This window comes from Moritella sp. 28, assembly GCF_018219435.1.
GTDB lineage: Bacteria > Pseudomonadota > Gammaproteobacteria > Enterobacterales > Moritellaceae > Moritella.
Genome location: NZ_CP056121.1, coordinates 725964 through 750177, shown reverse-complemented (window position 1 = coordinate 750177; position 24214 = coordinate 725964). Strand labels below are relative to the sequence as shown.

Here is a 24214-nt window from a genome sequence, read left to right as displayed (position 1 = left end):
ATCGAATAACGCGACATGAATGTTCACAGACCAAAGCTTAAAATAGCGCGGTTTTGGTCTTTATCAGGATGATAGAATGCAAAACATCAACAAATCTGCGGCCATTATCAGTCTATTTATTATCAGTGGTACGAGTATTTATTTATATAGTGATAATACGAGTAACACAGACATCACGCCACCACATACAATAACAATGAAAGAGAACGTCGTAGTCGAAGCAAAAACAAGCTTCGCATCATCGATTATCTTACGTAATAAAATGACTCTCAATCAAAAAAACAATAACACAAGCACCACAAGTGCGGTTTCTTTCGCTCAGATTAACATGCCAAAGTCATTGAAAAATACCGATCCAAGCAGTTTACTTCACATAAATAATGATAATCAGCTTATTTTAAATCATGATATTAAAGTATTATTTGATTATTTTTTCAGTTCAGAAGGTGACTTAACCTCTCCCGAACTACTGACCAGTATGCAACAATATATCTTACAAGTTTATCCACAACCTGCTGCACAGCAAGCGTTAGCATTATTAGATAAGTACGTCGATTACAAGCAACAGATGCAAGATTTCCATGCGCAGAACTCAGCACTGCAAGATTTGCCCGAACTAGATACTTTGACCAAGAGCAATACCTTACAAACAGTTGAAGCCTTAATGCAAGATCGCCAGGATATGCGCGAAAAAATATTTTCCATTGCAGAAACAGATGCCATGTTTGGTCAGGAAATTAATTACGATCAATACATGCTAACAGTCGCAAAGCTCGATGCTGATTTGTCCCCGACTGAACGTCAGCAACAAATCGAACAAACCGCTCAACAATATTTAACGGAAGCACAACAAGAGGCACGAAAACAAACCTTTATACTGCAAAATACACCGGCTAACTTTCGTATTGACGATCGTGGCGAATGCCAAGGAAACAATCAAGACTTCACCCAACAGCAAGTGATCGCGTTATGCAACTTAGCCCGTAAAAGACTTGCACGTACGGAGTCAAACAGCTAACAAATAAAGTACGAAGACTACTTGTTAGTAATCACACTGAGTGGCTCTGAGAGTTTCGCTTTACCTTGCATAATACTAATTTCTACACGGCGGTTACGACGTAATTCACTTTCTTTATCCGTCAATGGTTGGGTATCAGCCATGCCCTGCACGATCAAGCGGTTCTCATTGAACTCTTTAACCTTTAACATTTCATGTGCCACAGAAACAGCACGCTGGCTCGACAAATCCCATTTAGAACGATAAAGCTCAGAATGTAACTTTTCTTTACCTGTATGTCCGGCAACCGTAATCATCCCTGGTATCGTTGCTAATAGCTGCGCGACCTTTTGGATCACGGGACGAAAGCGTGGTTGTAAAAAGGCTGAACCAGCTGGAAATGAACCCTTTTCATTAATACGAATGATGATTTGCTGCCCCAAATTTTCAACCTCAACACCACCACTATCGACTTCTTCTTTTAAGGCTTCTGCGAGAGCCTTGACTAGCTCACTGGTATCTTCCGTTACTTCGACATTTTCAGTTGGCGTATTATCACGGGTCGACGTTTCTGGTGATTTACCACCATTACTTTCTTCTTCGCGTTTGTTCTTACCACCCGCGTTTTGATCTTCGCCATCTTTGAAGTCTAACTCTGCTTCACTATTATCAATGGTGTGCTGCATAATGGTTTCAATCGGCGTGGGGTCCGGTCGACCAGGGCGAAATTCCTGTGCAATCACCGTTGTACCCTTGGGGATATTCTTTACATCAATTTGATTTTGTACACCAAAAGCAAACTGCATTGACCCGGCAATCTGCTTAAATTTCACTACATCCATCTCTGAAAATGACAATAGTAATACAAAGAAGCACATTAACAGGCTCATTAAATCGGCAAAGGTACCCATCCACGCAGGGAGACCAGGGGGTGGGCAATCACATTCATCAGACATACGTTATCTCTCTACTTATTTAGCTGTCATCATGGTGTAAACTAAACGTCAGTATCCGCCACTTCTCGTTTTGATGAATGGAGGTAATTCTTTAATAAGCTTTCGATAACCCGCGGATTGCGTCCTTCTTGAATACCTAAAATTGCATCCATAATCAGGGTATTATTCAGCATTTCTTCTTCTGAACGTAATTTCAATTTCCCCGCTATCGGGATGGCAACCATATTCGCAAAAACCGCGCCGTATAACGTTGTTAGTAAAGCAACAGCCATTGCAGGACCAATCGATTTAGGATCATCCATGTTTGATAACATCGCCACCAGACCGATCAGGGTACCAATCATTCCCATCGCAGGAGCAACTTCACCGATCATACTAAATACATGAATTCCGGCTTTATGACGAGCAGTGGTCAGTTTAATGTCTTTTTGCAATGTCTGACTAACAACAGTTGCATCGTGACCATCCACTAATAAGTCGATGCCTTTTTGCATAAATTCATTTTTTACTTCTGCTTCTTCAAGCGCTAAAAACCCACCTTTACGCGCTGCGTCCGCCATTTCAACCGCTTGTTCGATTAACTCTTCAGGCTTATCAATTTTAAACATGAATGCTTTTACGGCAATTTTTGCTGCGGCTAAAAACTGGCCAAAATTAAAATGCATTAATACGACAAAGAGTGAACCAACAAATACAATCAATATCGATTGCGTATCAACAAACGTACTTATATCGCCACCCAGCACCATTGCCATCACTACAAACGCAAACGAGCCGACTAATCCTATTAAAGTTGCTAAATCCACAACATTCCCCATCCCAAGCAAATTATCATCATATTTATAGCGAGTGTATTCTTGATCTATATCGGCAAGCAAATTAAATTCTTAAGTAATCTTATCCTGCTTATTACTGGCATCGCACAGTTAAGCTGTCTATACCTTATTAACTTGGGTATAATACCCGAGTATATTATCAGAGGGACACCCGATGGCGGTAAAAAAACCAGAAAATATGACGTTCGAGGCGTCTATCACAGAGCTAGAGACAATTGTGAACAGTCTAGAGCAAGGTGATTGTGAGCTTGATAATGCGTTAAAGCAATTTGAACGTGGTATTAGTTTAACACGCGCGAGCTCACAGAAACTTCAGCATGCTGAACAGCAAGTAGCCATATTACTCGCCGACGGTGACCAGCAAACGCTTTCTCCCTTCAATTCTGACAGTAGTAATTAAATAGTGCAGCTTTCAACTTCGATAACCCAATATCAGGGTCGTATCAATGACTATTTGCAACAGCAAATAAACTTGCTACCAACACATGACACCCAACTTGCAGCCGCGATGGAATATGGTCTGTTACAAGGCGGTAAACGTGTTCGCCCAGTGATCGTATATGCCGTCGGCGAAATGCTAGGCGTAAACCTTAGCGACCTTGATGGTCCAGCCGCCGCAATCGAATCAATTCATGCATACTCATTAATTCATGATGATTTACCCGCGATGGACGATGATGATTTGCGCCGTGGTCAACCGACTTGCCATATTAAATTCGACCATGCTACCGCTATCTTAGCCGGTGATGCACTGCAACCTTTTGCTTTTGAATTATTACTTGATTGCGCACTGGCACCTGCAGCCGAAAAAAATCGTTTGGCTATGTTGAAATCGCTAACCCAAGCAAGTGGCTATAGCGGTATGTGTGGTGGTCAAGCAATGGATCTCGCCGCGACTGATAAACAAATCTCACTGGCACAACTAGAAGCTATCCACAATAATAAAACGGGTGCACTCATTAATTGTGCAGCAAAACTGGGTTGCCTCGCATCACCACATTGCTCGGTTGAATTATTAGCTGCGCTGGATAAATGGTCCAATGCTATTGGTTTAGCATTCCAAGTACAAGATGACATTCTCGATATAACCAGTGATACTGAAACGCTCGGTAAACCTCAAGGTTCAGATGTTGAATTAAATAAATCAACATACCCTGCATTACTCGGTTTAGCTGGGGCACAAGAAAAAGCCCAAGCACTGTATCAACAAGCGATGTTCGCCTTAGAAACAATTCCGCATGATACGACCGTTCTCGCTTTATTTACGCAGTACATCATCGAGCGAAATAAGTAACAGATTCTAACAAAGTATAAAATTATAAACATTATGAGCTTAGATATTTCGAATTACCCTACATTAGCATTAGCAGACATCCCAGAAGAGTTACGTCAATTACCAGCGGATCGTCTGGATGACTTATGTGATGAACTGCGCAGCTATTTGCTACACACTGTCGGTATAAGTGGCGGTCACTTTGCTTCAGGCTTAGGTGTCGTAGAATTAACCGTTGCCCTGCATTATGTCTACAATACCCCATTCGACAAATTATTATGGGATGTAGGTCATCAAGCCTACCCACACAAAATTTTAACGGGTCGTCGTGACCGTATGTCAACGATCCGCCAAAAAGGGGGGCTACATCCATTCCCTTGGCGTGATGAAAGTGAATACGACCATCTCAATGTTGGTCACTCATCAACCTCAATCAGCGCGGCTCTCGGTCTTGCTGTTGCTGCAGATCAAGAAGATAAAAACCGTAAAACAGTCGCCATTATTGGTGATGGCGCCATTACCGGTGGTATGGCATTTGAAGCGTTAAACCATGCAGGCCATATCGACAAAGACGTACTGGTTATTTTAAATGATAACGATATGTCTATTTCAGAAAATGTCGGTGCGGTAAACAAACACTTAGCAAAATTATTGTCTGGTGTTGCTTACTCAAACTTCCGTGAAAACGGTAAGAGAGTACTTTCAGGTATTCCACCAATTAAAGAGCTTGCCCGTCGCGCCGAAGAACATTTAAAAGGCATGGTGGTACCGAGCACATTATTTGAAGAATTCGGATTTAACTATATTGGTCCGATTGATGGTCATGATGTGAATGGCTTGGTTGAAACACTGCGTAATATGCGTAGTCTTAAAGGCCCACAATTCTTACACGTAATCACCAAAAAAGGGAAAGGTTACGCGCCTGCCGAGCAAGATCAGCTCGGTTACCATGCCGTGCCTAAATTCAATCCAGAAGAAGATACATTGCCAGTCGCAGCCGCATCAAAGCCTACTTTCTCAAAGGTATTTGGTAATTGGTTATGTGACGTTGCAGCAACAGATAACAAGCTCGCAGCTGTAACACCGGCAATGGGTGCTGGCTCGGGTATGATCAAGTTCTCTGAGACTTATCCAAAGCAATATTTTGATGTCGCAATTGCCGAACAACACTGTGTGACTTTCGCAGCAGGTCTCGCGATTGGTGGTCATAAACCTGTGGTTGCTATCTATTCTACATTTTTACAACGTGGTTATGATCAGCTGATTCACGATGTGGCCATTCAGGATATTCCAGTATTATTTGCCATTGACCGTGCAGGTCTAGTCGGTGCCGATGGTCAAACACACCAAGGTGCGTTTGATATTAGCTTTATGCGCTGTATTCCTAAAATGGTGATCATGACGCCAAGTGACGAAAATGAATGTCGTCAAATGCTGCATACGGGCTACCAGTATAATGGTCCTGCAGCCGTACGTTACCCTCGTGGCAGCGGTACTGGCATTGACGTTGAGCAAGCATTTACTGAATTTGAAATAGGTAAAGGTATCGTTCGTCGTCAAGGCGAAAAAGTGGCAATTTTATGTTTCGGTACGTTAATGCATAATGCGATGCCAGCGGCTGAACGTTTAAATGCGACCGTTGTTGATATGCGCTTTGCCAAACCATTGGATGAAGTACTGTTAGCAGAGATGGCGAATAGCCATGATATCTTAGTCACAGTTGAAGATGGCGCGATCATGGGTGGCGCTGGCTCTGGTGTGAATGAATACCTAATGGCGAATAAGTTAATGACACCAACATTAAACTTAGGTCTGCCAGATAAGTTTATTCACCAAGGTACTCAAGATGAGATCTACGCTGAATTAGGCCTAGACGATCTTGGTATTGAAGCAAGTATTAAGGCGTTTATCGCGCTTTAATTCTAGCGAACGATGACAACTTGATAGCTAATAAAAAGGCGCTACTCGATTCACATCAAGTAGCGCCTTTTTGAATTTTATAGCGTAATGTAATAAATAAGCTGAACGCTCGCTAAGGCAAACACACCGGCCAGTACATCATCAACCATAATACCAAAACCACCATCAGTATTTCTATCTAGCCAACCAATCGGTCCTGGTTTCACAATATCAAAAAATCGAAATAGCGCAAAACCGAGAATAACCCAAACCCAGCCTTGTGGGGCCGCAATCATAGTAATGCCATAACCGGCGATTTCATCCCAAACGATGGCGCCATGATCGTGTACGCCCATCGCTTTACTGGCACTTGCACAAATATATACACCAATCACAGACGCCAACGCGACAATGCCGATATATTGCCATAAGCCCAACTCTAAGACGCTGGTCATCAGCAAATACAAAGGGATAGCAACAAGCGTTCCCATCGTACCAGGCGCTTTAGGAAATAAACCACTACCAAAACCAACAGCAGCGAGATGCACTGGGTTAGCGTAGTTTAATTTTTGTAATTCTGGCGATAAAAAATCTTTTTTCATTGGAAGTGATCCCATCCTTGCAAAGCTAACGTGGTTAATTGCTTGTCGTTAAAATAGTTAATTTGTGGTTCTCGTTGTTTCTGTTGCTCTATTTGTTTAAGTTGATCAGCCGAAACACTGGCTATTTCACCAATATGCGTAAATGGTAAATCATGCTCAGCCATCACTTTTTCTAGTTGTGCTCTATTCTCTGGCGATACTGTAAATAATAATTCATAATCATCACCACCAGCAAGTGCATACTGCGGCCATAACGCGTTACTTACATAAGTTTGCAATGCTGTTGATAAAGGTAACGCAGTTAGCTCAATATTTGCCGTCAGATTAGTACCACAAGCACGACTAGAGGCATTAAGTATATGTTTCAAGTCTGACGCCAAGCCATCAGACAGATCAATACAGCTGCTTGCAACATCAACCAGCGCTTGACCCGTACTGACTCTTGCGGTCGGACGTTGATGACGAGCAATCAAAAAACCTTTCTCGGAGTCCGTTAATACTACTTCATTGGTATTTTCAGAGATAGCGTTATCGGGGTTATTCGCATCGATAAGTAATTTTAAGCCTGCGGCTGCATCTCCAATCGAGCCACTGCAATAAATTAAATCACCAGCTTTGGCACCGTGCCTCGGTAACGCTTTACCTTGATCAACAAAACCTTGTAAAGTAAGCGTCAACGTCATATTGCCTTTCGTAGTATCACCACCAATCAAACTCACACCATAACGATGTAATTGTTGATGTAAACAATCACTGAAAACCGTTAACCACTCACAATCATAATTTGGTAAAGTGAGCGCCAATGAAGCCCACGCAGGTTGCCCCCCCATCGCGGCAATATCACTGATGTTCACTGCAACCAGTTTGTGCGCCACATCCGCAGGGTTCGCATCGCAAAGAAAATGAATACCACTGACCATGGTATCTGTGGTCACGACTAACTGTTTGCCCGCTGGCACAGACAAGATCGCACAATCATCACCGATTCCAGTGATCACATCGTCACGTGAAACCGATTTATTCGTAAAATATTGTCCAATTAAATCAAACTCGCCTGTCGCCATAGTACTGCTGTATCCATTATGATACCCAAGCGGCTTGGGTATAGGTTGCAATTAATCTTGTTATTGTACTTTTAATTAAGGCCTAATTGTATTTTTAATTAATGTCTAGAGTGTGAATTTTAGGCATAAAAAAAGCCAGCAACCTGTGCTAGCTTTTTTGCATTGAAGAAAATAATTTAATTATTTTTTCAAACGTAATTGCAATTTACTTACAATTTTATCTAATACGCCGTTAACGAATTTGTGGCTATCTTCAGCACCAAAATCTTTCGCTAATTCGATAGATTCATTGATCACAACTTTATAAGGTACATCTTGACGCTTTAGTAGCTCAAATGTAGAAAGACGTAAAATCGCTTTCTCAACCAAGTCTAAATCATCCATAGGACGAGATAGGAATGGGCTCATCAACTCATCAAGTTCAGCATGATTTAAGCTTACGCCTAATACCAATTCACGGAAGTAAACTGCATCAGTGTCACTAAAATCTTGATCTGTTACAAATTGGTGTTCAATATTTGCAACAGTTTCTTGCGTCATTTGCCATTGATAAATTGCTTGTGTGGCAAACTGACGTGCCTTACTACGTTCCGAAGGTTTCATTTTTTCTCCAATAATACATCAACTTGATGCAAAACATTCACCATTTCAAGTGCACTTAGAGCAGCCTCCGACCCTTTATTACCAGCCTTGGTACCAGCACGCTCAATTGCTTGCTCAATTGTATCTGTTGTTAACACACCAAATGCAACAGGAACATCATAGTCCATTGCAACTTGAGCAAGACCTTTATTACATTCGCCAGCTACGAATTCAAAATGTGGTGTACCACCACGAATTACCGTACCTAAAGCAATAATTGCATCAAACTGTTTTGTCGCAGCTACACGCTGAGTAACAAGCGGTAATTCTACAGCGCCAGGAACACGCACAATAGTGATGTTGTCTTCGCTAACTTGGCCAAAACGTTTTAGTGAATCGACAGCACCCGCTAACAAACTTTCATTGATGAAGCTGTTAAAACGAGAGATTACAATTGCAATTTTTGCTTCTGGAGCAGGAACATTTCCTTCGATAACTTTCATGTGTACAAATCCTATATCACGGCGCGTAATTTTACGGCCAATTTTAATTATTATGAATCGGCTGACGAAAGGGCTCGGATTGTACCAAGCTTTCGCCAGCAAGCAAACTTATTCTACGCCTATCTCTAAAACTTATTTAGAGATATATTCGACAACTTCTAGGCCAAAGCCAGATAGTGAATGGTAACGTTTGTCTGAGCTTAATAGCTTCATCTTAGACACGCCCATATCAGCTAAAATTTGAGAGCCTACACCGACACGGCGTGAAGTACCCTGCCATTTTGCTTTTGGCTGTGTTTCGCCTTTATCTTCTTGAGCAAACTGTTTCACTTTTTCAATGATATCGTTAGAGTTTTCTTCATTGCCTAAGATAACCATTACACCACCATCACGACCGATACGTGCCATCGCATCCGCTAATGACCATGAGATTTGACTCGCACGGTCGGTATGCAAAATATCTGTCATGGTATTTTGTACATGCACACGTACTAATGTTGGCTGTTGGGCAACAACATCACCTTTACGTAGTGCATAGTGAACTTGATTATCAATAGTGTCACGGTAAGTCACTAAATCAAAATCACCGTGTTCGGTTGGTAGTTTACATTCCGCGACACGTTCAATGGTGGTTTCATTACTGTTACGGTACTCAATTAAATCAGCCACAGTGCCCAATTTAAGGCCGTGTTTTTCTGCGAAGATTTCTAGATCAGGACGACGCGCCATTTCACCGTCATCTTTTAGGATCTCAACAATAACACCAGCAGGCTCACAACCAGCTAGACGTGCAAGGTCACAACCCGCTTCAGTATGACCTGCACGTGTTAGTACACCGCCGTCTTGTGCTGCAAGTGGGAAAATATGCCCTGGCATAACAATATCAGCCGGTTTCGCATCGCCAGCAACCGCAGATAATACAGTGACCGCACGGTCAGTAGCAGAGATACCAGTAGTCACGCCTTCAGCCGCTTCAATCGACACTGTGAAATTAGTTGAGAATTGTGCCGTATTATCTTGAACCATCAGAGGTAATTGCAGTTTTTCTACACGCGCTTTGGTTAACGTTAGACAAATTAAACCGCGACCGTGTGTCGCCATAAAGTTAATCGCTTCTGGCGTTACTTTGTCAGCGGCCATGATCAGATCACCTTCATTCTCGCGATCTTCATCATCCATCAAGATAACCATTTTACCTTGGCGGATGTCTTCAATAATATCTTCAATACGACTTAGTGCCATGCTCATAGCCCTTTTATAACAATTAAAAACTGATCGTGAATAGATGTTTTACTTTAAAAACCCATTACTCGCAAGAAAATCCATAGTGATGCCCTGCTCAGGAGTACTTGATTCAGCGGCTTTATCACCTAGCATGATGCGTTCTAAATAACGGGCAATAACATCTACTTCTAGGTTAACTTTACGACCGACTACATAACTTTCTATCGTTGTTTCTAATGCAGTATGCGGTACGATCGTCAATTTGAATTTAGCGCCGTCAATTTCATTAATAGTTAAACTGATACCATCAATTGTAATTGAGCCTTTTTCAGCGATATAACGGGCTAATTCGTTCGGTGCTTGTAACCAATACTCAGTCGCACGACCAAGTTTACTGATCTTAACAATCTCAGCAACACCATCGACATGACCACTGACTAAGTGACCACCAAGACGCGTGCTTAAAGTTAACGCTTTTTCTAAGTTTACCTTATCACCAATACGGTAATGCGCAAAACCAGAGCGTTTAATCGTTTCTAATGACACATCTGCGCGGTAACCATTGCCGAGTAATTCAACAACAGTAAGGCATACGCCATTCGTCGCGATACTATCACCGAGTTTTACGTCACTTAAATCAAGATCACCACTATCAACAGTGATGCTCACATCGGCCCCTTTTGGGGTTAAACCAGTGAGTGTACCCACGGTTTCAATAATTCCTGTAAACATTAGTATTCCGGTTTTGCTGTAATTCGAAGATCGTCCCCGATCTGCGTGATATCGGTAAAGCTAAATGTAGGCACTTGCGCCATTTCAGTTAGCTCGCTTAATACTGCGAGTCCTCTGGCACTATCACCCATGAGTTTAGGTGCCAGATAAATAATTATCTCATCCACCAGCTTATTTTCAAGTAATGCGCCAGCCAGTGTCGCGCCTGCTTCAACCCACAGGTCATTAATATCCTGCTGGGCTAATACGGTCATTAACTGTTTTAGATCTATGTTATGGTGACTATCTTGCTCAATTTCAATTCGCGATACCGATTCATTCACTAATAACTGCTCGACAGCTGGATTTTCAGTCGCACCATTGACTATATTTTTAACACCATTAACTAATAGTATCTGACCGGGCTGTGAAAATAGCTTCAACTCACTATTTATTTTAGCAAGGTGTGTATCTAGTCGCCGATGATTATCCAGTACCACTCGTATTGGCTGACGTAGCTGTGGTTCTAATAACTCATCATGAGACAAAGACTTGTCTACTTGAATTAGTGGCTTATCTGTTTTAATTCGTGGATAGTCGGCTTGGCTTGCACCTAACTCACTATAACGCACATTAAGTGAAGCATCGTCCATAATAACCGTGCTGGCCGTCGATAAAATTGCACTGGCTTGTGCGCGGTATACTTGCACATCAGACCGTGCAGCAGGACCGGTGATCCATTTGCTCTCACCGTTTTTCAATGCTGTACGTCCGTCTAAGCTTGCCGCCATTTTTAAACGCACAAACGGACGTTGTTCCTGCATCCGTAAGATAAAACCAGGATTCAACGCATGCGCTTGCGTTGATAATAAACCGATCCGTACTTTAATGCCCGCCGCGATAAGGATCGCAATGCCATTACCTGCTACTTTCGGATTGGGATCGACCATAGCAATAACGACTTCATTTACGTTCGCATTAACCAAGGCTGCTGCGCAAGGGGGGGTACGACCATAATGACTACATGGTTCAAGCGTCACATAACAAGTGGCCCCCTGGGCATCATCACCTGCGATATTTAAAGCATGGATTTCAGCGTGAGCCTCGCCCGCACGTAAATGAAAACCTTCACCGATGACTTTGCCAGCTTTAACAAGCACACAGCCAACATTTGGATTCGGTGCCGTGGTAAAACGGCCTTTTTGTGCAAGTGCGAGCGCACGTTGCATATGCAAATGGTCAGTATCATTGAACTGACTAATGGATACAATTTCTTCCAATAGTAGATCTAGCTCGGCACGTGATTTGTTTGGCATAATCAATGAGGACTCAGATAACGGATTATTTGTCGAGCTTGGCGATTTCTTCATTAAATTCTTTTACATCTTCAAAAGAACGATAAACAGAAGCGAACCGTACATAAGCAACTTTATCGAGCTTTTTCAATACGTCCATCACCAGTTCACCCAAAAAGCTTGATTCGATTTCACGCTCACCAGTAGCTCTTAAACTCGATTTTATTTGATTAATACCAAGTTCAATCTGCTCTGCGGCAACCGGACGTTTTTCTAGCGCACGATAAATACCATTAACGAGTTTATCTTCGTTAAAAGGTTCACGTGTATCATCCGTTTTAATGATACGTGGCATCACTAATTCTGCAGTTTCAAAGGTAGTAAAACGTTCATGACATTTCGCACACTCACGGCGGCGACGCACCTGATGGCCTTCAGCCACAAGACGAGAATCGATAACTTTAGTTTCAGTCGCAGAACAAAATGGACAGAACATAAACAATCCTATTGAATAATATTATTCTGAGTCTATCGTTAAATAGCAGGCGGGTACAGAAAAGTGAAGGTAATTTCGTGGAATTAATAAATAAGTTAACAGATTGTTGAATAATCAGTCGGTTTTCAATCACTCTTTTAATGAGATAAAAACCGACCAATATTTTAGGATTGCTTATTCTGCACTGCGATTTACGTCATTGACAAACTGACTTGATACATCAATACCTTGTCTATCGAGTTGGCTCATTCCGGCCCGTGATAAGGGTAAGCGCGCATTGTGATTATAGCTTAGTCGACTTAACATTAACGCGGAATTAACCTGTTTTTCTGAAGGTTGTTTCACGTCATTCGATTTATGATCCCGACTGCTTATTTCACTTTCGATCGCTTTAATTTGATCTGCGCTCTGCGTTAATTCTTTATTTTTCTCTGCCGCGCGGCCCTCTCCCTTCGCACGAGTAACCGACTCAGACTTAGCCAATTCAGCCACTGGGGTAATATCAGAACCAAGTTTCGCTCGGAATAACTTTTTATTAATCTCAGCTAAGAATTGATTCTGCATTTGTTCAGGTGTGACCTGCAACTTGTTATTACGACTTGATTCACTTTTGCTCACGACGAACACTGGTTCATCAATTGTTAGTTCTTTATCATTACGGTTTAACTTTTTGTTAATACCCGCTAAAAATATATTACTCGCTTTTGATTTTTTCTTGCGCTTAATCTTCGCTATCGAACGAGATTCTACAACAGGTGATAATGTATCAATTTGATCAACTAATGGTTCATCAACGGCAACCATAACTGAAGACACCACACTAGCGTCGACAGGCTCTAAGGTATATGTTGGTGCTGGAGACTTAAGTAAAGGTTTAGCATTAACAACGACGATAGGCCCAGAACTTGGAGATACTTGAACAATTTCCGGTACATGTTGACGCTTTAATTTGTGCTGAATTTCAGCTAGGAATCTACTATGCTGTTGCTTTGCTTCAGTATTTTCAACAACGGTTGAATTTTTCGCTGTTGTGGATGCAAACTGTGTCGATGCAATTGCCTGTACATCATTGGTTTTTATCACTGCAGTACCATAAACACGCTTATGGACCCCTGCCATGAAGCTATTTCTAGGTAATTTATTCTTCGGTTTTATATGATGGTCTTCAATAATATTATTGGCCACAACAAGCAATTTTTCTTTTTCAAGCGCTTCTTTTTTCGCAATAGCGAGTGCACGTTGCTGCGCTTGCTGACGTAAAAGCTGTTGTTCAATTAAGACCAACTGAGGGTCAGTGCGCGTCAGAACCTTTTCAACTTGGCGTTCGACGTTCGCATGAGCAATAATATCTTCAAGCCCATCCAATAAGTTACTATTTTGGGTGGCTGATAAATCGTTTACGATATCATTCATTTCGACTGGCTTACGACTAGCGCGACTCTGTGCCGCATTTTTTTCCACAATCTGACGTGGAAACTGACTATAATGCATTGCACCATCGGTATCGCGCCAACTATATACTTTAGCAAATGTAGAATAGCTCATTGAACCACATACTAACGCTAATATTAACCGCTTATAATTTCTTATTGAATTCAGCATCATCCTTTATACCTCACTCTATTTATCGCCAAATTTGAGAATGCTATCTCAAGTGTTTATTCAGCTATTTATGTCACTATTCATCTATAACCACCGAACCGAACCGAACCGAACCGAAAACAAATGTTGCAAATATGTTAACATTTACAAGTGTAATTTAAAACTCCCTCATTCATTTTAATCTCGTAGGCTTCACAATTAAGAGATAAGAAATACTAACTACAATTAAATATAAGTGTATTCAATATGCGGTTAGCATCAGAGTAACGATTAGTTAGCTCTGCATTTTTACCATACTTACCACAATGTTCCTGCGCCATATCAACCACCTCTATCGTCTCAAATTGACCGAGTTGATATTCATAAGAAGCACCGTTTTCAGTTTTAGTTAATACATCAACTGAGCTACAGCCAATCATCGCAACAGCAAATGCTGCAATGCTTATCCTTTTACATATTTGCTCGGGTGTTTTTTTTACTGCATTTTTTAATAGAGGTTTATTCATCATATTTCCCATCCTTGGTCTATGAAACTGGATTAACCTGTTCGCTAACTGGCGCTCTATGACAGCTGATCATATGATCCTGAATCAATAATAAAGCATGGAAATAGTATGATTTAAGGTATTAGCTGGTATTGGAGGTGATAAGGGTATAAATGTTTAGGTATAAAAAAACCGTAAATGACACTTAAACCTTGATTCAAGTTAAGTGTCATTTACGGTTAACAAATTAATCGAATGTTTATAGACCCTGAGGTCTACACACCCAATTATTTGTGTACAGACTATTTATATACAGGGAATTCAGCACATAGCGCTTGTACGTTAGCACGTACCGTTGCAGCTACATCTTCATTACCGATGTTATCTAATACGTCGCACATCCAGCCAGCCAGTTCGCCAGCTTTATCTGCAGGGATACCACGGCGAGCCAGTGCAGGCGTACCGATACGTAGACCAGATGTAACAAATGGTGAACGTGGATCGTTTGGTACCGAGTTTTTGTTTACTGTGATATGTGCATTACCCAGTGCAGCATCTGCATCTTTACCTGAGTATTCTTTGCCAATCAGATCAACTAAGAATAGGTGATTTTCAGTACCGTTAGAAACGATCTTGAAACCACGTTCTTGTAATACTGCAACCATGCTTTTCGCACAATCAAGTACATTTTGTTGGTAAACCGCAAATTCAGGTTCCATCGCTTCTTTAAATGCAACCGCTTTAGCAGCGATAACGTGCATTAAAGGACCACCTTGACCACCAGGGAAAATTGCTGAGTTTAATTTTTTCTCAATCACTTCGTCTGCTTGCGCAAGGATCAGGCCACCACGTGGTCCACCTAATGTTTTATGCGTCGTTGTTGTAACAACGTGTGCATGTTTCATTGGATTTGGATATAGATCAGCTGCAACTAAACCTGCAACGTGTGCCATATCAACGAATAGGAAAGCACCTACTTTATCAGCGATTTCACGGAATTTAGCCCAATCAACAACACCTGAGTACGCAGAGAAACCAGCAACAATCATTTTTGGTTGATGTTCAATTGCTAACGCTTCAACTTCAGCATAATCTAGCTCGCCCGTTTCAGGATTAATACCGTACTGAACTGAGTTATAGATTTTACCCGAGAAGCTTACGCTTGCACCGTGTGTTAAATGACCACCATGAGCAAGGCTCATGCCTAGTACAGTATCACCTGGTTTAACTAATGCCATGTAAACTGCAGCATTTGCTTGTGAACCAGAGTGTGGTTGTACATTCGCGTAATCAGCACCAAACAATTGCTTAGCACGTTCGATTGCTAAAGACTCAGCAATATCAACATACTCACAACCGCCATAGTAGCGTTTGCCAGGGTAGCCTTCTGCATACTTATTTGTAAGCTGAGAGCCTTGAGCTTCCATTACGCGTGGGCTTGTATAGTTCTCTGAAGCAATAAGCTCGATATGATCTTCCTGACGAGTTACTTCTTGTGTCATTGCTGCCCATAATTCTGCATCATAGTCAGCTATATTCATATCACGTGTAAACATCCGTTTTCTCCTGATTGAGATAATACAAGTTGGTTTGTAAACTAAATTTCGGCCACATTGTAACGCGACTAATACCAAGTTCCTACAATAAAGACTTGAGAAAATTTCAATTTTGCGTGAAAAGACTGCATTTTAATTTAACTTTGATCAAAACTGACTCCTCGGTTAAATTTATTCGCTATAATACTACGCAATTACAGCACTCATACCCATTTGGAGAACACAATGGATGAACTAACCCAATTATGCCAAACCCGTTCAGAGATCTACTGGTGGCTTTCAAGCACACTTGCAACTGAATTATCTGATGAGCAACTGGGTCAATACCAGTCAGCTGAAGTCCAAAGTTTCTTGCAAGGCTTAGCAGCAACACCCGCGTTAACCGTTTCAGTTGAAAAGCTAATCAGTTCATTAGCGGCAGCAAACCTACGTAACGACGCACGTTTAGAGTTATGTGCCGACTACGCACAAGTATTTTTAGGTAACAGTAAATCATCTGCGCCCCCGTATGAGTCTGTGTTCACTAGTGAAGAAGGTCACTTGATGCAAGAAGCGTATCAAAAAATGATTACGCTACTCGATAAGCACAACATCAATATCAGTGATAAATACAGCGAGCCAGCCGATCATATTGCGATTCAATTAGACTTCATGGGTAACTTGATCTTAAAAACCTTAGATTCGGAATCAGAAGCGCAGATCCGCGCTAACTTCGCAATGCAGCACGACTTTTTACAAACGCACTTACTTAACTGGTTAGGCGATTTTGAAATTAAGGTTAAAGACTGTGACAAATTTGGGTTTTATGCGGCGGTAGTAGAATTACTATTAGCATTCGCACAGCTAGATTCAGATTGGTTAGAAACTGAATTAGATTAATCTCTATTTAGATACAACAAAGGGCAGTAAACTGCCCTTTGTTTCATCACATTATAATTTCAAACTCACGTGTTATTTCAAGCCACTAATAAATGCTTGTAAATCAGCGCCTACTTCAGGGTGACGTAAGCCATACTCAATGAATGCTTTCATGTAACCTAATTTTGAACCACAATCATGTAACTTGCCGCTAATGTGGAAAGCTTCAACGGTTTGTAACTTCATTAAATCATCAATCGCATCAGTTAACTGAATTTCATCGCCTGCACCAGGTGCAGTGCGGGCAAGCAGATCCCAGATCGCCGCAGGTAATACATAACGCCCTGCAACAGCAAGATTTGACGGCGCTTTATCTTGTGCTGGTTTTTCAATCACCGCAGTCATCTTAGTTGATTCACCTGCGCTAAGCTCAACACCACCACAATCAGCAACACCGTAACCAGACACTAAGTGCATTGGTACAGGTTCTACCATGATCTGACTAAAACCGGTTTCATCAAAGCGCTGCATCATGCTAGCTAAGTTTTCAGTTTTTAGATCTGCACTCACTTCATCCATCAGAACGTCAGGTAATACTACCGCAAACGGTTCATCACCAATAATCGGTTTCGCGCACAATACTGCATGCCCTAACCCTTTCGCTACACCTTGACGGATATGCATGATCGTCACACCTTTTGGTGCAATGGCTTGTACTTCCGCTAATAATTGACGCTTAACACGGTGCTCTAACGTCGATTCTAATTCAAATGAAGTATCAAAATGGTTCTCGATGGCATTTTTAGAGGCGTGCGTAACTAGCACAATCTCGGTAATACCTGCAGCTGCGCATTCATTTACTATGTATTGAATAAGTGGCTTATCAGCTACTGGTAGCATCTCTTTTGGGATTGCTTTGGTTGCAGGTAACATGCGTGTACCTAAGCCTGCAACAGGAATGACCGCTTTCGTTATTTTGGTTTGCTTCAAAGTATTATCCTTTTTGTACTTAATCTACGGTATTTTTCATATAAATAGTGTAGTTTACACGTTATAAAAATCGCGATACCAATCGACAAAAGCTTTCACGCCTTCTTGTACTTTTACTTTCGATGTGTAGCCTGTGACCTCAAATAAATCCTGAGTATCGGCATACGTCGCATAAACATCACCCGGCTGCATTGGCATAAAGTTTTTCTTGGCTTTTATGCCTAAAGAATCTTCTAGCGCTTCAATGTAATCCATTAATTTAACCGGGCTACCATGGCCAATATTGTAAACACGATAAGGCGCACTACTGGTAGCAGGGCTACCCGTTTCAACTTTCCAGTCCGCATCCGGTGTAGGTATTACATCTTGAATTTGTAATACGCCAGCAACGATATCATCAATGTAAGTAAAATCACGTAACATATCGCCATTGTTATACACATCAATGGTTTCACCAGCAATAATTGCCTTGGTAAACTTGAATAACGCCATATCCGGGCGACCCCAAGGACCATACACAGTAAAGAAACGCAAGCCAGTTGTTGGTACGCCATATAAATGTGAATAGGTATGCGCCATTAATTCATTGGATTTTTTTGATGCCGCGTAAAGTGAAATTGGATGGTCAACACTATCACTGGTACTAAACGGGATTTTGTTATTTAAACCATAAACCGAACTTGATGATGCATAAACCAAATGCTTCACTTTATTGTTACGGCAACCTTCTAATACGGTTAAAAAGCCCGTTAAATTGCTATCTGCATACGCCATTGGATTGTCAATGGAATAGCGCACACCCGCTTGAGCGGCAAGGTGGATCACGCGATCAAATTGATGTTCAGCAAACAACGTCGCAACACCGTCACGATCGGCAAGATCGAGCTCAATAAAAGTAAATGACTCAGATTTTTTAGCGTTAACTAAACGAGCAAACTTTAAATTCACATCGTAATAATCATTTAGATTATCAACACCAATAACCTGATGGCCTTGTTGACATAATAGTTCTGCACAGCGCGAACCAATAAATCCAGCTGCGCCTGTAATTAAATATTTCATTTTTTTTTCACTTTTTAACTTTTTAACTTTTTAACTTGCAATTTTACTGATTCTAATCGAGACCAATCTAATCATTACCAAATAGGTCACGAGTATAGACTTTATCCGCAACATCAAGTAATTCGTCCGCTAAACGGTTCGATACTATGACATCAGCAAGGGCTTTAAATTCATTCAGGTCCGTCAGTACAGGTGACTTAAAGAATTCGCTTTCGGTGAATACTGGTTCATACACGACAACTTTAATACCCTTCGCTTTAATTCGCTTCATGATGCCTTGAATCGATGAAGCACGAAAATTATCCGAGCCAGATTTCATGATCAAACGGTAAACACCAACCACTTGCGGATTTCTTGCAATAATAGCATCGGCGATGTGATCTTTACGTGTCGAATTAGCATCAACAATGGCACTGATTAAACTGTTTGGTACATTTTCATAGTTAGCACGTAATTGCTTGGTATCTTTTGGTAAGCAGTAGCCACCATAGCCAAATGACGGATTATTATAATGACTACCAATACGCGGGTCTAAACCTACGCCTTGTATGATCTGACGGGTATCTAAACCGTGGGTTTCGGCATAACTATCCAGTTCATTGAAATAAGCCACTCGCATCGCAAGGTAAGTATTTGAGAATAGTTTAACCGCTTCCGCTTCGGTAGAATCCGTAAACAACACATCGATGTCAGTTTTAACCGCACCTTGCATTAACAGATCAGCAAATACTTGTGCACGCTCAGACTTTTCACCAACAATAATACGTGAAGGGTGTAAGTTATCGTACAAGGCACTGCCTTCACGTAAAAACTCAGGTGAGAACAAGATATTATCGCAGCCAAGGCGCTGTTTGATTTCTTTGGTATAACCAACCGGTACCGTGGATTTAATCACCATTACCGCATTTGGGTTAATCACCATCACATCTTTAATTACCGCCTCTACTGATTTGGTATTAAAATAGTTATTTACCACATCATAATCAGTCGGCGTTGCGATAATCACATAATCAGCACTCTCATAGGCAAGTTTCTTGTCAGTTGTTGCGGTAAGATTAAGCGCTTTATTGGCGAGAAAATCTTCAATCTCGGTATCGGAAATCGGTGATTTTTTAGCATTAATAAGATTAACTTTTTCAGCAATAATATCTAACGCTATCACGCGGTTGTGCTGTGCGAGTAACACGGCATTTGATAAACCAACGTAACCTGTACCTGCAATGGTAATGTTCATGGTGCAACCTGATTAGGGGGGAAAAATATATTCCTGTATTCTAACAGTAAAATAATAATTATAGCCAAAGAACATCAATTTGTTTGAGGTAACGATTCAATATTAATTCTAAAACTCCCTATTCCTGTGCTGATAAACAATATGTTATTATTCGATTCATTCTTTAGTTTCTATTGAATAATACTTTGATACCCACGTAATCATATTTAGCTAAATCAACCAAGGTAGTGTTATGAACTTATACGTATGTTCAACTTTACGGCATCTTCTTTTTTCATTATTAAAAGCATTCTCACAGCCTGATAAAAAAAGTCACATTTTTATGATCTCGGATCAACAAAATATTGATGCAGCCAATTTCGATCTAAGTAGCCTGCCCGCGAATATTGAAGTTCACTTTATCCAGCGCCATAGCATTAGAGCGACACTGTATAAAGGTATTTTTGGCAAGTTGCTCAAATTAATGGCAATAAGAAATTTTAAATCTTCATCTGCAATACGTGAACATGTTCACCATGCGTTGTTCAGAAAAACGCTAGGAATCGATATACCACAATCGCCTGAAAATGAGCTATTTCTTTATAATGAAAGAAATAAAATGTCACGCTTATTTCGTTTAGCATTTGCAGAGTATTCCATCATCGAAGAAGGTGTCGGCAACTACATTGGAATAAAGCTGAAAAAATCAGAAAAGATCATTGATTTTATCTTCAAGATAAAGCGCCAACACCGACACTTTGGTGATGACCCTCGCTGTAAAAATATCTACTTACTAACGCCAAGTAAAGGCCCTAAAGCACTGCTGCATAAAATTAAACCGATTAACTTTGTTAATGATAAAATCATCACCCAATATGGCTACAAGTTCTTCAAGTATGACGCGCAACACAATTACACCTTCATCATTGCAACTCAGCCTCATGTTATTGAAGAGTTTGACTTGATCGTATACCAAAAATTTATACAAACATTAAATAAAAAAGGTATTCCATATGCGATCAAAGTTCATCCACGCGAAGATATTGAGTATTATAAACAAGCATTTCCAGGCGTCACGCTAATTGAAAGCAAAATACCCTTAGAGCTAATCATTTTTGGTGCAGAAGATAAATGTCGAATACTCTCGATTTGCACATCCGCTGGTACCGGATTTGAAAAATATTGCACGAGACTAAACTTGATTAAAGATGATGAATTGGAATCATTATATGAAATTTTTGATGATTTAATGAAAGATACGAGTTTAATAGACAAACGTATTAAGCATTTATTTTCGGACGATCCAATCCTCGGAGTATAAGATTAATCGTTAATATTGGTAGCGAATAGCGTAAAATCAAGAATGACATTGAATCACCCTTTGCTAACGCTACCAATTAAATTTATTTTATAACATCAAATGTTAAAGCTGTTCCTCTCGGAATTAAACACTTCGCTTTTTTACCTAAGATTACATCATAATGCTTTGGTGCTAAGCCAAATCCAGGACGAATACTCTTTACATTTTCAGCCGTCAACGTTTCTCCTGCTGCGATATCTTTTACCACATACAACGAACGTCTAAACTTCACATTGCCTTGTTCAGCTTCAGTTCTCTCGTAATTTACCTTACCCATCGCTTGCCAAGCTACCTTCGTATCCGTGCATAATTCTGCAAGCTCTTTCGGTTCTAGAGAAAAACTATCGTCAGCACCACCGCCGCTACGATCTAGAGTAACGTGTTTTTCAATCAGACATGCGCCTAAAGCAACCGAGGCAACAGCAGTAGCATTCTCTATCGTGTGATCAGATAAACCAGAAAGCACATTAAAACGAGTCGCGATATCCGCGATTGTTCTTAAATTATATTGATCTGCTGGCGCAGGATAACCGCTCACACAATGTAGTACGACTAATTCTTCACAGCCATTCTCTCGTGCTGTCGTAATAGCCTCTTCTATCTCAACTTTATTCGCCATACCTGTTGAGATAATCATTGGCTTACCCGTTTGCGCTACGCGCTTGATCAAAGGTAAATCGATAACTTCGAACGAAGCAATTTTATAAGCTGGCGCATCGAGATCTTCAAGTAGGTCAACCGCTGTAAAATCAAAAGGGGAACTAAAAATAGTAATGTCCAGTTCCTTTGCTTTTTCAAATAAAGGTTTATGCCAAGCCCATGGCATATGTGCGCCTTTATATAACTCATATAAAGTTTGGCCATCCCACAGCCCACCCTTAATTTGAAATTCATCCGAATCACAATCCATGGTAATTGTTTCATGGGTATAGGTTTGCAGTTTTATCGCATCCGCGCCAGCTTTCTTGGCTTCTTCCATAATTCGAAATGCACGGTCGATGTCACCGTTATGATTAGCTGAAAGTTCAGCAATAATATAGGGCGGATAATCAGGTCCAATTTTACGGCCATCTATTGTGATATATGATTTCATAGTAGTCTCAAATATAATGTTTTTAAAACAATGGGGGGCGAATAAAAGTATCACGTGAAAGACGTTGATAACTCGCCGAAGTAAATAGTTTTTGAGAGGCCAAATTGGCCTCTAATACCGTTGCATGTATTGTGATATTCGGGTGTATGCAGTCAATATAAGCGAGAGCTCGTTTCGCTATACCTTTACTATAAAAAGCAGGATCAATAAAGATGGAGATGAGGTACTCTCCAGGTCTAATGCGGTCAAGTCTAACAACACCAACCCTTGCTTGCTCCAAAGGACACTCAAGAAGATAAAAGTAGTCTTGATAACACGTCAACTTTTTCTTCATCCAACTTTGATGCTCATTCCAAGTCGGAGCCGCTGAATTTAAAGCGTACTTTCTCGTTTCAGACAGGCACTGCCATTCATATACCTTTTCAATATCAGAACTGCTTGCGCGGCGTATTTCCAAGCTAGCAAGATCATTATCAAACAACATCTGAATTTGATGTAACACCCTTTGCAACCCCAACCCATCGCACAATGCCAAATTGGTACCACGAAATGAATTCCATTTAGTAAGCAAGGTTAGATAAGCGCTAAGTAACTCTGATGATAAAGCGGTGATATTAACTCTAATCGCCGCTTCACAAGCAACCAAGTTCTGACTAATCGTATTTTGATTTTCGGCTAAAGGAACAATGATACTTGGAATGCCAAGACACGCACGCTCCCAAGATGTCGTTCCAGGTGCTCCAATAGCAATACTATGTTCAAGCATCAACTCCGCCATGTTTTCGACAAAATCAATATGCTGAATCCAATCCTGATTCTCAACACAAAATGCTTTAACCTGCTCATAATTAGGCGCTTTAGGCCCAAGCAATACCGTAACACAAGGTTTTGGCAAGGGATGCAGCGCTAACGCCTCTAGTACTTTTAGCGTAGCGTTAGGTTGATCAATCCCCCCCATTGAAATTAACACCTTTGGTTCAGCAGGTAGTAAATCGTTATCTAACGCTTGTTCACGGTAACGTGAAAAAAATGGATTCAATAAAGCAAATTCACAACCAGTCAGTATTTTCGCAGATTGATTTTTTTCTTGATACTCATCGACGACACGCATTAACGTTTGATCTAAAATCAAATCCGCATCATGCGTACGAACCAGATCATCAATCACAAATACTTTACAACCCAGTCGCTGTTTCACCCACGTTTGCCATTCTTGGTTTAAAGCATAGTGATCCACAATGAGCAAATCCGCATTACAGACTTGCTTGCATAAACTTTGTGCATCATCTAACCAAGGCACTTGTAACCAAGCTTGGTAATCGCCGCTATTTCTAGGTTCAATAAGCGTTTGAGCTTGAATCAACTCATCGACATGAAAGCCTTTATTACGTACAAATTGAATCAAGTCACCCGCTTGTGGACGACAAGCAAAACTAACCTTGTGCCCTTGTAATACAAGAGCCTGTGCAAGTACTAAGCAACGCATTACGTGACCACTACCGATGTGAATTGAAGCATCGGCGCGAATAACAATTTTCATTAAATTACCTTATCTTA

At 40.9% G+C, this 24214-nt stretch carries 24 protein-coding genes; 6 read left to right on the top strand and 18 right to left on the bottom strand.

Going from position 1 to position 24214, the window contains the following annotated elements; genetic code table 11:
* Positions 1 to 76 precede the first annotated feature (76 nt).
* Positions 77 to 1018, top strand: coding sequence for a lipase secretion chaperone (locus HWV02_RS03460; RefSeq protein ID WP_211678466.1), 942 nt, complete (start codon positions 77 to 79; stop codon positions 1016 to 1018).
* A gap of 17 nt (positions 1019 to 1035) precedes the next feature.
* On the opposite strand, the gene HWV02_RS03455 is transcribed toward HWV02_RS03460, so the two are convergent.
* Positions 1036 to 1953 (bottom strand): flagellar motor protein MotB, encoded by a 918-nt coding sequence (locus tag HWV02_RS03455; protein ID WP_211674083.1) that lies wholly within the window; start codon positions 1951 to 1953, stop codon positions 1036 to 1038.
* A 41-nt stretch (positions 1954 to 1994) separates the two neighbouring features.
* Positions 1995 to 2759, bottom strand: a complete 765-nt coding sequence (gene pomA / locus HWV02_RS03450) for a flagellar motor protein PomA (RefSeq protein ID WP_211678464.1) — start codon at positions 2757 to 2759, stop codon at positions 1995 to 1997.
* Positions 2760 to 2943: 184 nt separating this feature from the next.
* On the opposite strand from pomA, the gene xseB reads away from it, so the two are divergent.
* From xseB to dxs, 3 genes are read left to right on the top strand one after another with little or no spacing between them, the layout of a single operon-like run.
* Positions 2944 to 3189 carry an exodeoxyribonuclease VII small subunit gene (xseB, locus tag HWV02_RS03445; protein ID WP_067041278.1) on the top strand — a complete coding sequence of 82 codons (246 nt, stop codon included), beginning with the start codon at positions 2944 to 2946 and terminating at the stop codon, positions 3187 to 3189.
* Between the two features lie 3 nt (positions 3190 to 3192).
* Positions 3193 to 4083 (top strand): (2E,6E)-farnesyl diphosphate synthase, encoded by an 891-nt coding sequence (gene ispA, locus HWV02_RS03440; protein ID WP_211678462.1) that lies wholly within the window; start codon positions 3193 to 3195, stop codon positions 4081 to 4083.
* A 33-nt stretch (positions 4084 to 4116) separates the two neighbouring features.
* A complete protein-coding gene (gene dxs, locus HWV02_RS03435) occupies positions 4117 to 5982 on the top strand; it encodes a 1-deoxy-D-xylulose-5-phosphate synthase (protein WP_211689719.1) in 1866 nt (621 codons plus the stop codon).
* A 77-nt stretch (positions 5983 to 6059) separates the two neighbouring features.
* On the opposite strand, the gene HWV02_RS03430 is transcribed toward dxs, so the two are convergent.
* From HWV02_RS03430 to glyA, 11 genes are all read right to left on the bottom strand, one after another.
* A complete protein-coding gene (locus HWV02_RS03430) occupies positions 6060 to 6563 on the bottom strand; it encodes a phosphatidylglycerophosphatase A (RefSeq protein ID WP_211674079.1) in 504 nt (167 codons plus the stop codon).
* On the bottom strand, positions 6560 to 7627 hold the full coding sequence (gene thiL, locus HWV02_RS03425) for a thiamine-phosphate kinase (protein ID WP_211689718.1): 1068 nt from the start codon (positions 7625 to 7627) through the stop codon (positions 6560 to 6562). The genes HWV02_RS03430 and thiL overlap by 4 nt, the downstream gene beginning before the upstream one ends.
* A gap of 180 nt (positions 7628 to 7807) precedes the next feature.
* On the bottom strand, positions 7808 to 8230 hold the full coding sequence (gene nusB / locus HWV02_RS03420; protein ID WP_211674077.1) for a transcription antitermination factor NusB: 423 nt from the start codon (positions 8228 to 8230) through the stop codon (positions 7808 to 7810).
* On the bottom strand, positions 8227 to 8712 hold the full coding sequence (gene ribE, locus HWV02_RS03415; protein WP_211674076.1) for a 6,7-dimethyl-8-ribityllumazine synthase: 486 nt from the start codon (positions 8710 to 8712) through the stop codon (positions 8227 to 8229). Before ribE ends, nusB begins: the two co-directional genes overlap by 4 nt.
* Positions 8713 to 8844: 132 nt before the next feature.
* On the bottom strand, positions 8845 to 9954 hold the full coding sequence (gene ribBA, locus HWV02_RS03410; RefSeq protein ID WP_211678459.1) for a bifunctional 3,4-dihydroxy-2-butanone-4-phosphate synthase/GTP cyclohydrolase II: 1110 nt from the start codon (positions 9952 to 9954) through the stop codon (positions 8845 to 8847).
* Between the two features lie 48 nt (positions 9955 to 10002).
* Positions 10003 to 10668, bottom strand: coding sequence for a riboflavin synthase (locus HWV02_RS03405; RefSeq protein ID WP_006031694.1), 666 nt, complete (start codon positions 10666 to 10668; stop codon positions 10003 to 10005).
* Complete coding sequence (ribD, locus tag HWV02_RS03400; RefSeq protein WP_255550589.1) at positions 10668 to 12017, bottom strand: bifunctional diaminohydroxyphosphoribosylaminopyrimidine deaminase/5-amino-6-(5-phosphoribosylamino)uracil reductase RibD; 1350 nt, start codon at positions 12015 to 12017, stop codon at positions 10668 to 10670. The genes HWV02_RS03405 and ribD overlap by 1 nt, the downstream gene beginning before the upstream one ends.
* Positions 11989 to 12438, bottom strand: coding sequence for a transcriptional regulator NrdR (gene nrdR / locus HWV02_RS03395; protein ID WP_067041250.1), 450 nt, complete (start codon positions 12436 to 12438; stop codon positions 11989 to 11991). Before nrdR ends, ribD begins: the two co-directional genes overlap by 29 nt.
* Positions 12439 to 12612: 174 nt before the next feature.
* Positions 12613 to 13983: a DUF4124 domain-containing protein gene (locus HWV02_RS03390; protein WP_255550588.1), complete on the bottom strand. Its 1371-nt coding sequence runs from the start codon at positions 13981 to 13983 to the stop codon at positions 12613 to 12615.
* 272 nt (positions 13984 to 14255) lie between these two features.
* A complete protein-coding gene (locus HWV02_RS03385) occupies positions 14256 to 14549 on the bottom strand; it encodes a hypothetical protein (protein WP_255547042.1) in 294 nt (97 codons plus the stop codon).
* A gap of 278 nt (positions 14550 to 14827) precedes the next feature.
* Positions 14828 to 16081, bottom strand: coding sequence for a serine hydroxymethyltransferase (gene glyA / locus HWV02_RS03380; RefSeq protein WP_211678457.1), 1254 nt, complete (start codon positions 16079 to 16081; stop codon positions 14828 to 14830).
* A gap of 225 nt (positions 16082 to 16306) precedes the next feature.
* On the opposite strand from glyA, the gene torD reads away from it, so the two are divergent.
* Complete coding sequence (torD, locus tag HWV02_RS03375; RefSeq protein ID WP_211678456.1) at positions 16307 to 16960, top strand: molecular chaperone TorD; 654 nt, start codon at positions 16307 to 16309, stop codon at positions 16958 to 16960.
* Between the two features lie 72 nt (positions 16961 to 17032).
* On the opposite strand, the gene galU is transcribed toward torD, so the two are convergent.
* From galU to HWV02_RS03360, 3 genes are all read right to left on the bottom strand, one after another.
* Positions 17033 to 17929, bottom strand: a complete 897-nt coding sequence (gene galU / locus HWV02_RS03370; protein WP_211678455.1) for a UTP--glucose-1-phosphate uridylyltransferase GalU — start codon at positions 17927 to 17929, stop codon at positions 17033 to 17035.
* A gap of 54 nt (positions 17930 to 17983) precedes the next feature.
* Positions 17984 to 18991, bottom strand: a complete 1008-nt coding sequence (locus tag HWV02_RS03365) for an NAD-dependent epimerase (RefSeq protein WP_211689716.1) — start codon at positions 18989 to 18991, stop codon at positions 17984 to 17986.
* A gap of 67 nt (positions 18992 to 19058) precedes the next feature.
* Positions 19059 to 20225, bottom strand: a complete 1167-nt coding sequence (locus tag HWV02_RS03360; RefSeq protein WP_211689715.1) for a nucleotide sugar dehydrogenase — start codon at positions 20223 to 20225, stop codon at positions 19059 to 19061.
* A gap of 232 nt (positions 20226 to 20457) precedes the next feature.
* Between HWV02_RS03360 and HWV02_RS03355 the strand changes: the two genes are divergently transcribed.
* The gene (locus HWV02_RS03355; protein WP_211689714.1) at positions 20458 to 21525 is read left to right on the top strand and encodes a polysialyltransferase family glycosyltransferase; all 1068 of its coding nucleotides are present in this window, start codon (positions 20458 to 20460) and stop codon (positions 21523 to 21525) included.
* An 82-nt stretch (positions 21526 to 21607) separates the two neighbouring features.
* Here HWV02_RS03355 and pseI read toward each other — a convergent pair whose 3' ends face one another.
* The gene (gene pseI, locus HWV02_RS03350) at positions 21608 to 22657 is read right to left on the bottom strand and encodes a pseudaminic acid synthase (protein ID WP_211689713.1); all 1050 of its coding nucleotides are present in this window, start codon (positions 22655 to 22657) and stop codon (positions 21608 to 21610) included.
* Between the two features lie 22 nt (positions 22658 to 22679).
* On the bottom strand, positions 22680 to 24197 hold the full coding sequence (pseG, locus tag HWV02_RS03345) for a UDP-2,4-diacetamido-2,4,6-trideoxy-beta-L-altropyranose hydrolase (protein ID WP_211689712.1): 1518 nt from the start codon (positions 24195 to 24197) through the stop codon (positions 22680 to 22682).
* Positions 24198 to 24214 lie beyond the last annotated feature (17 nt).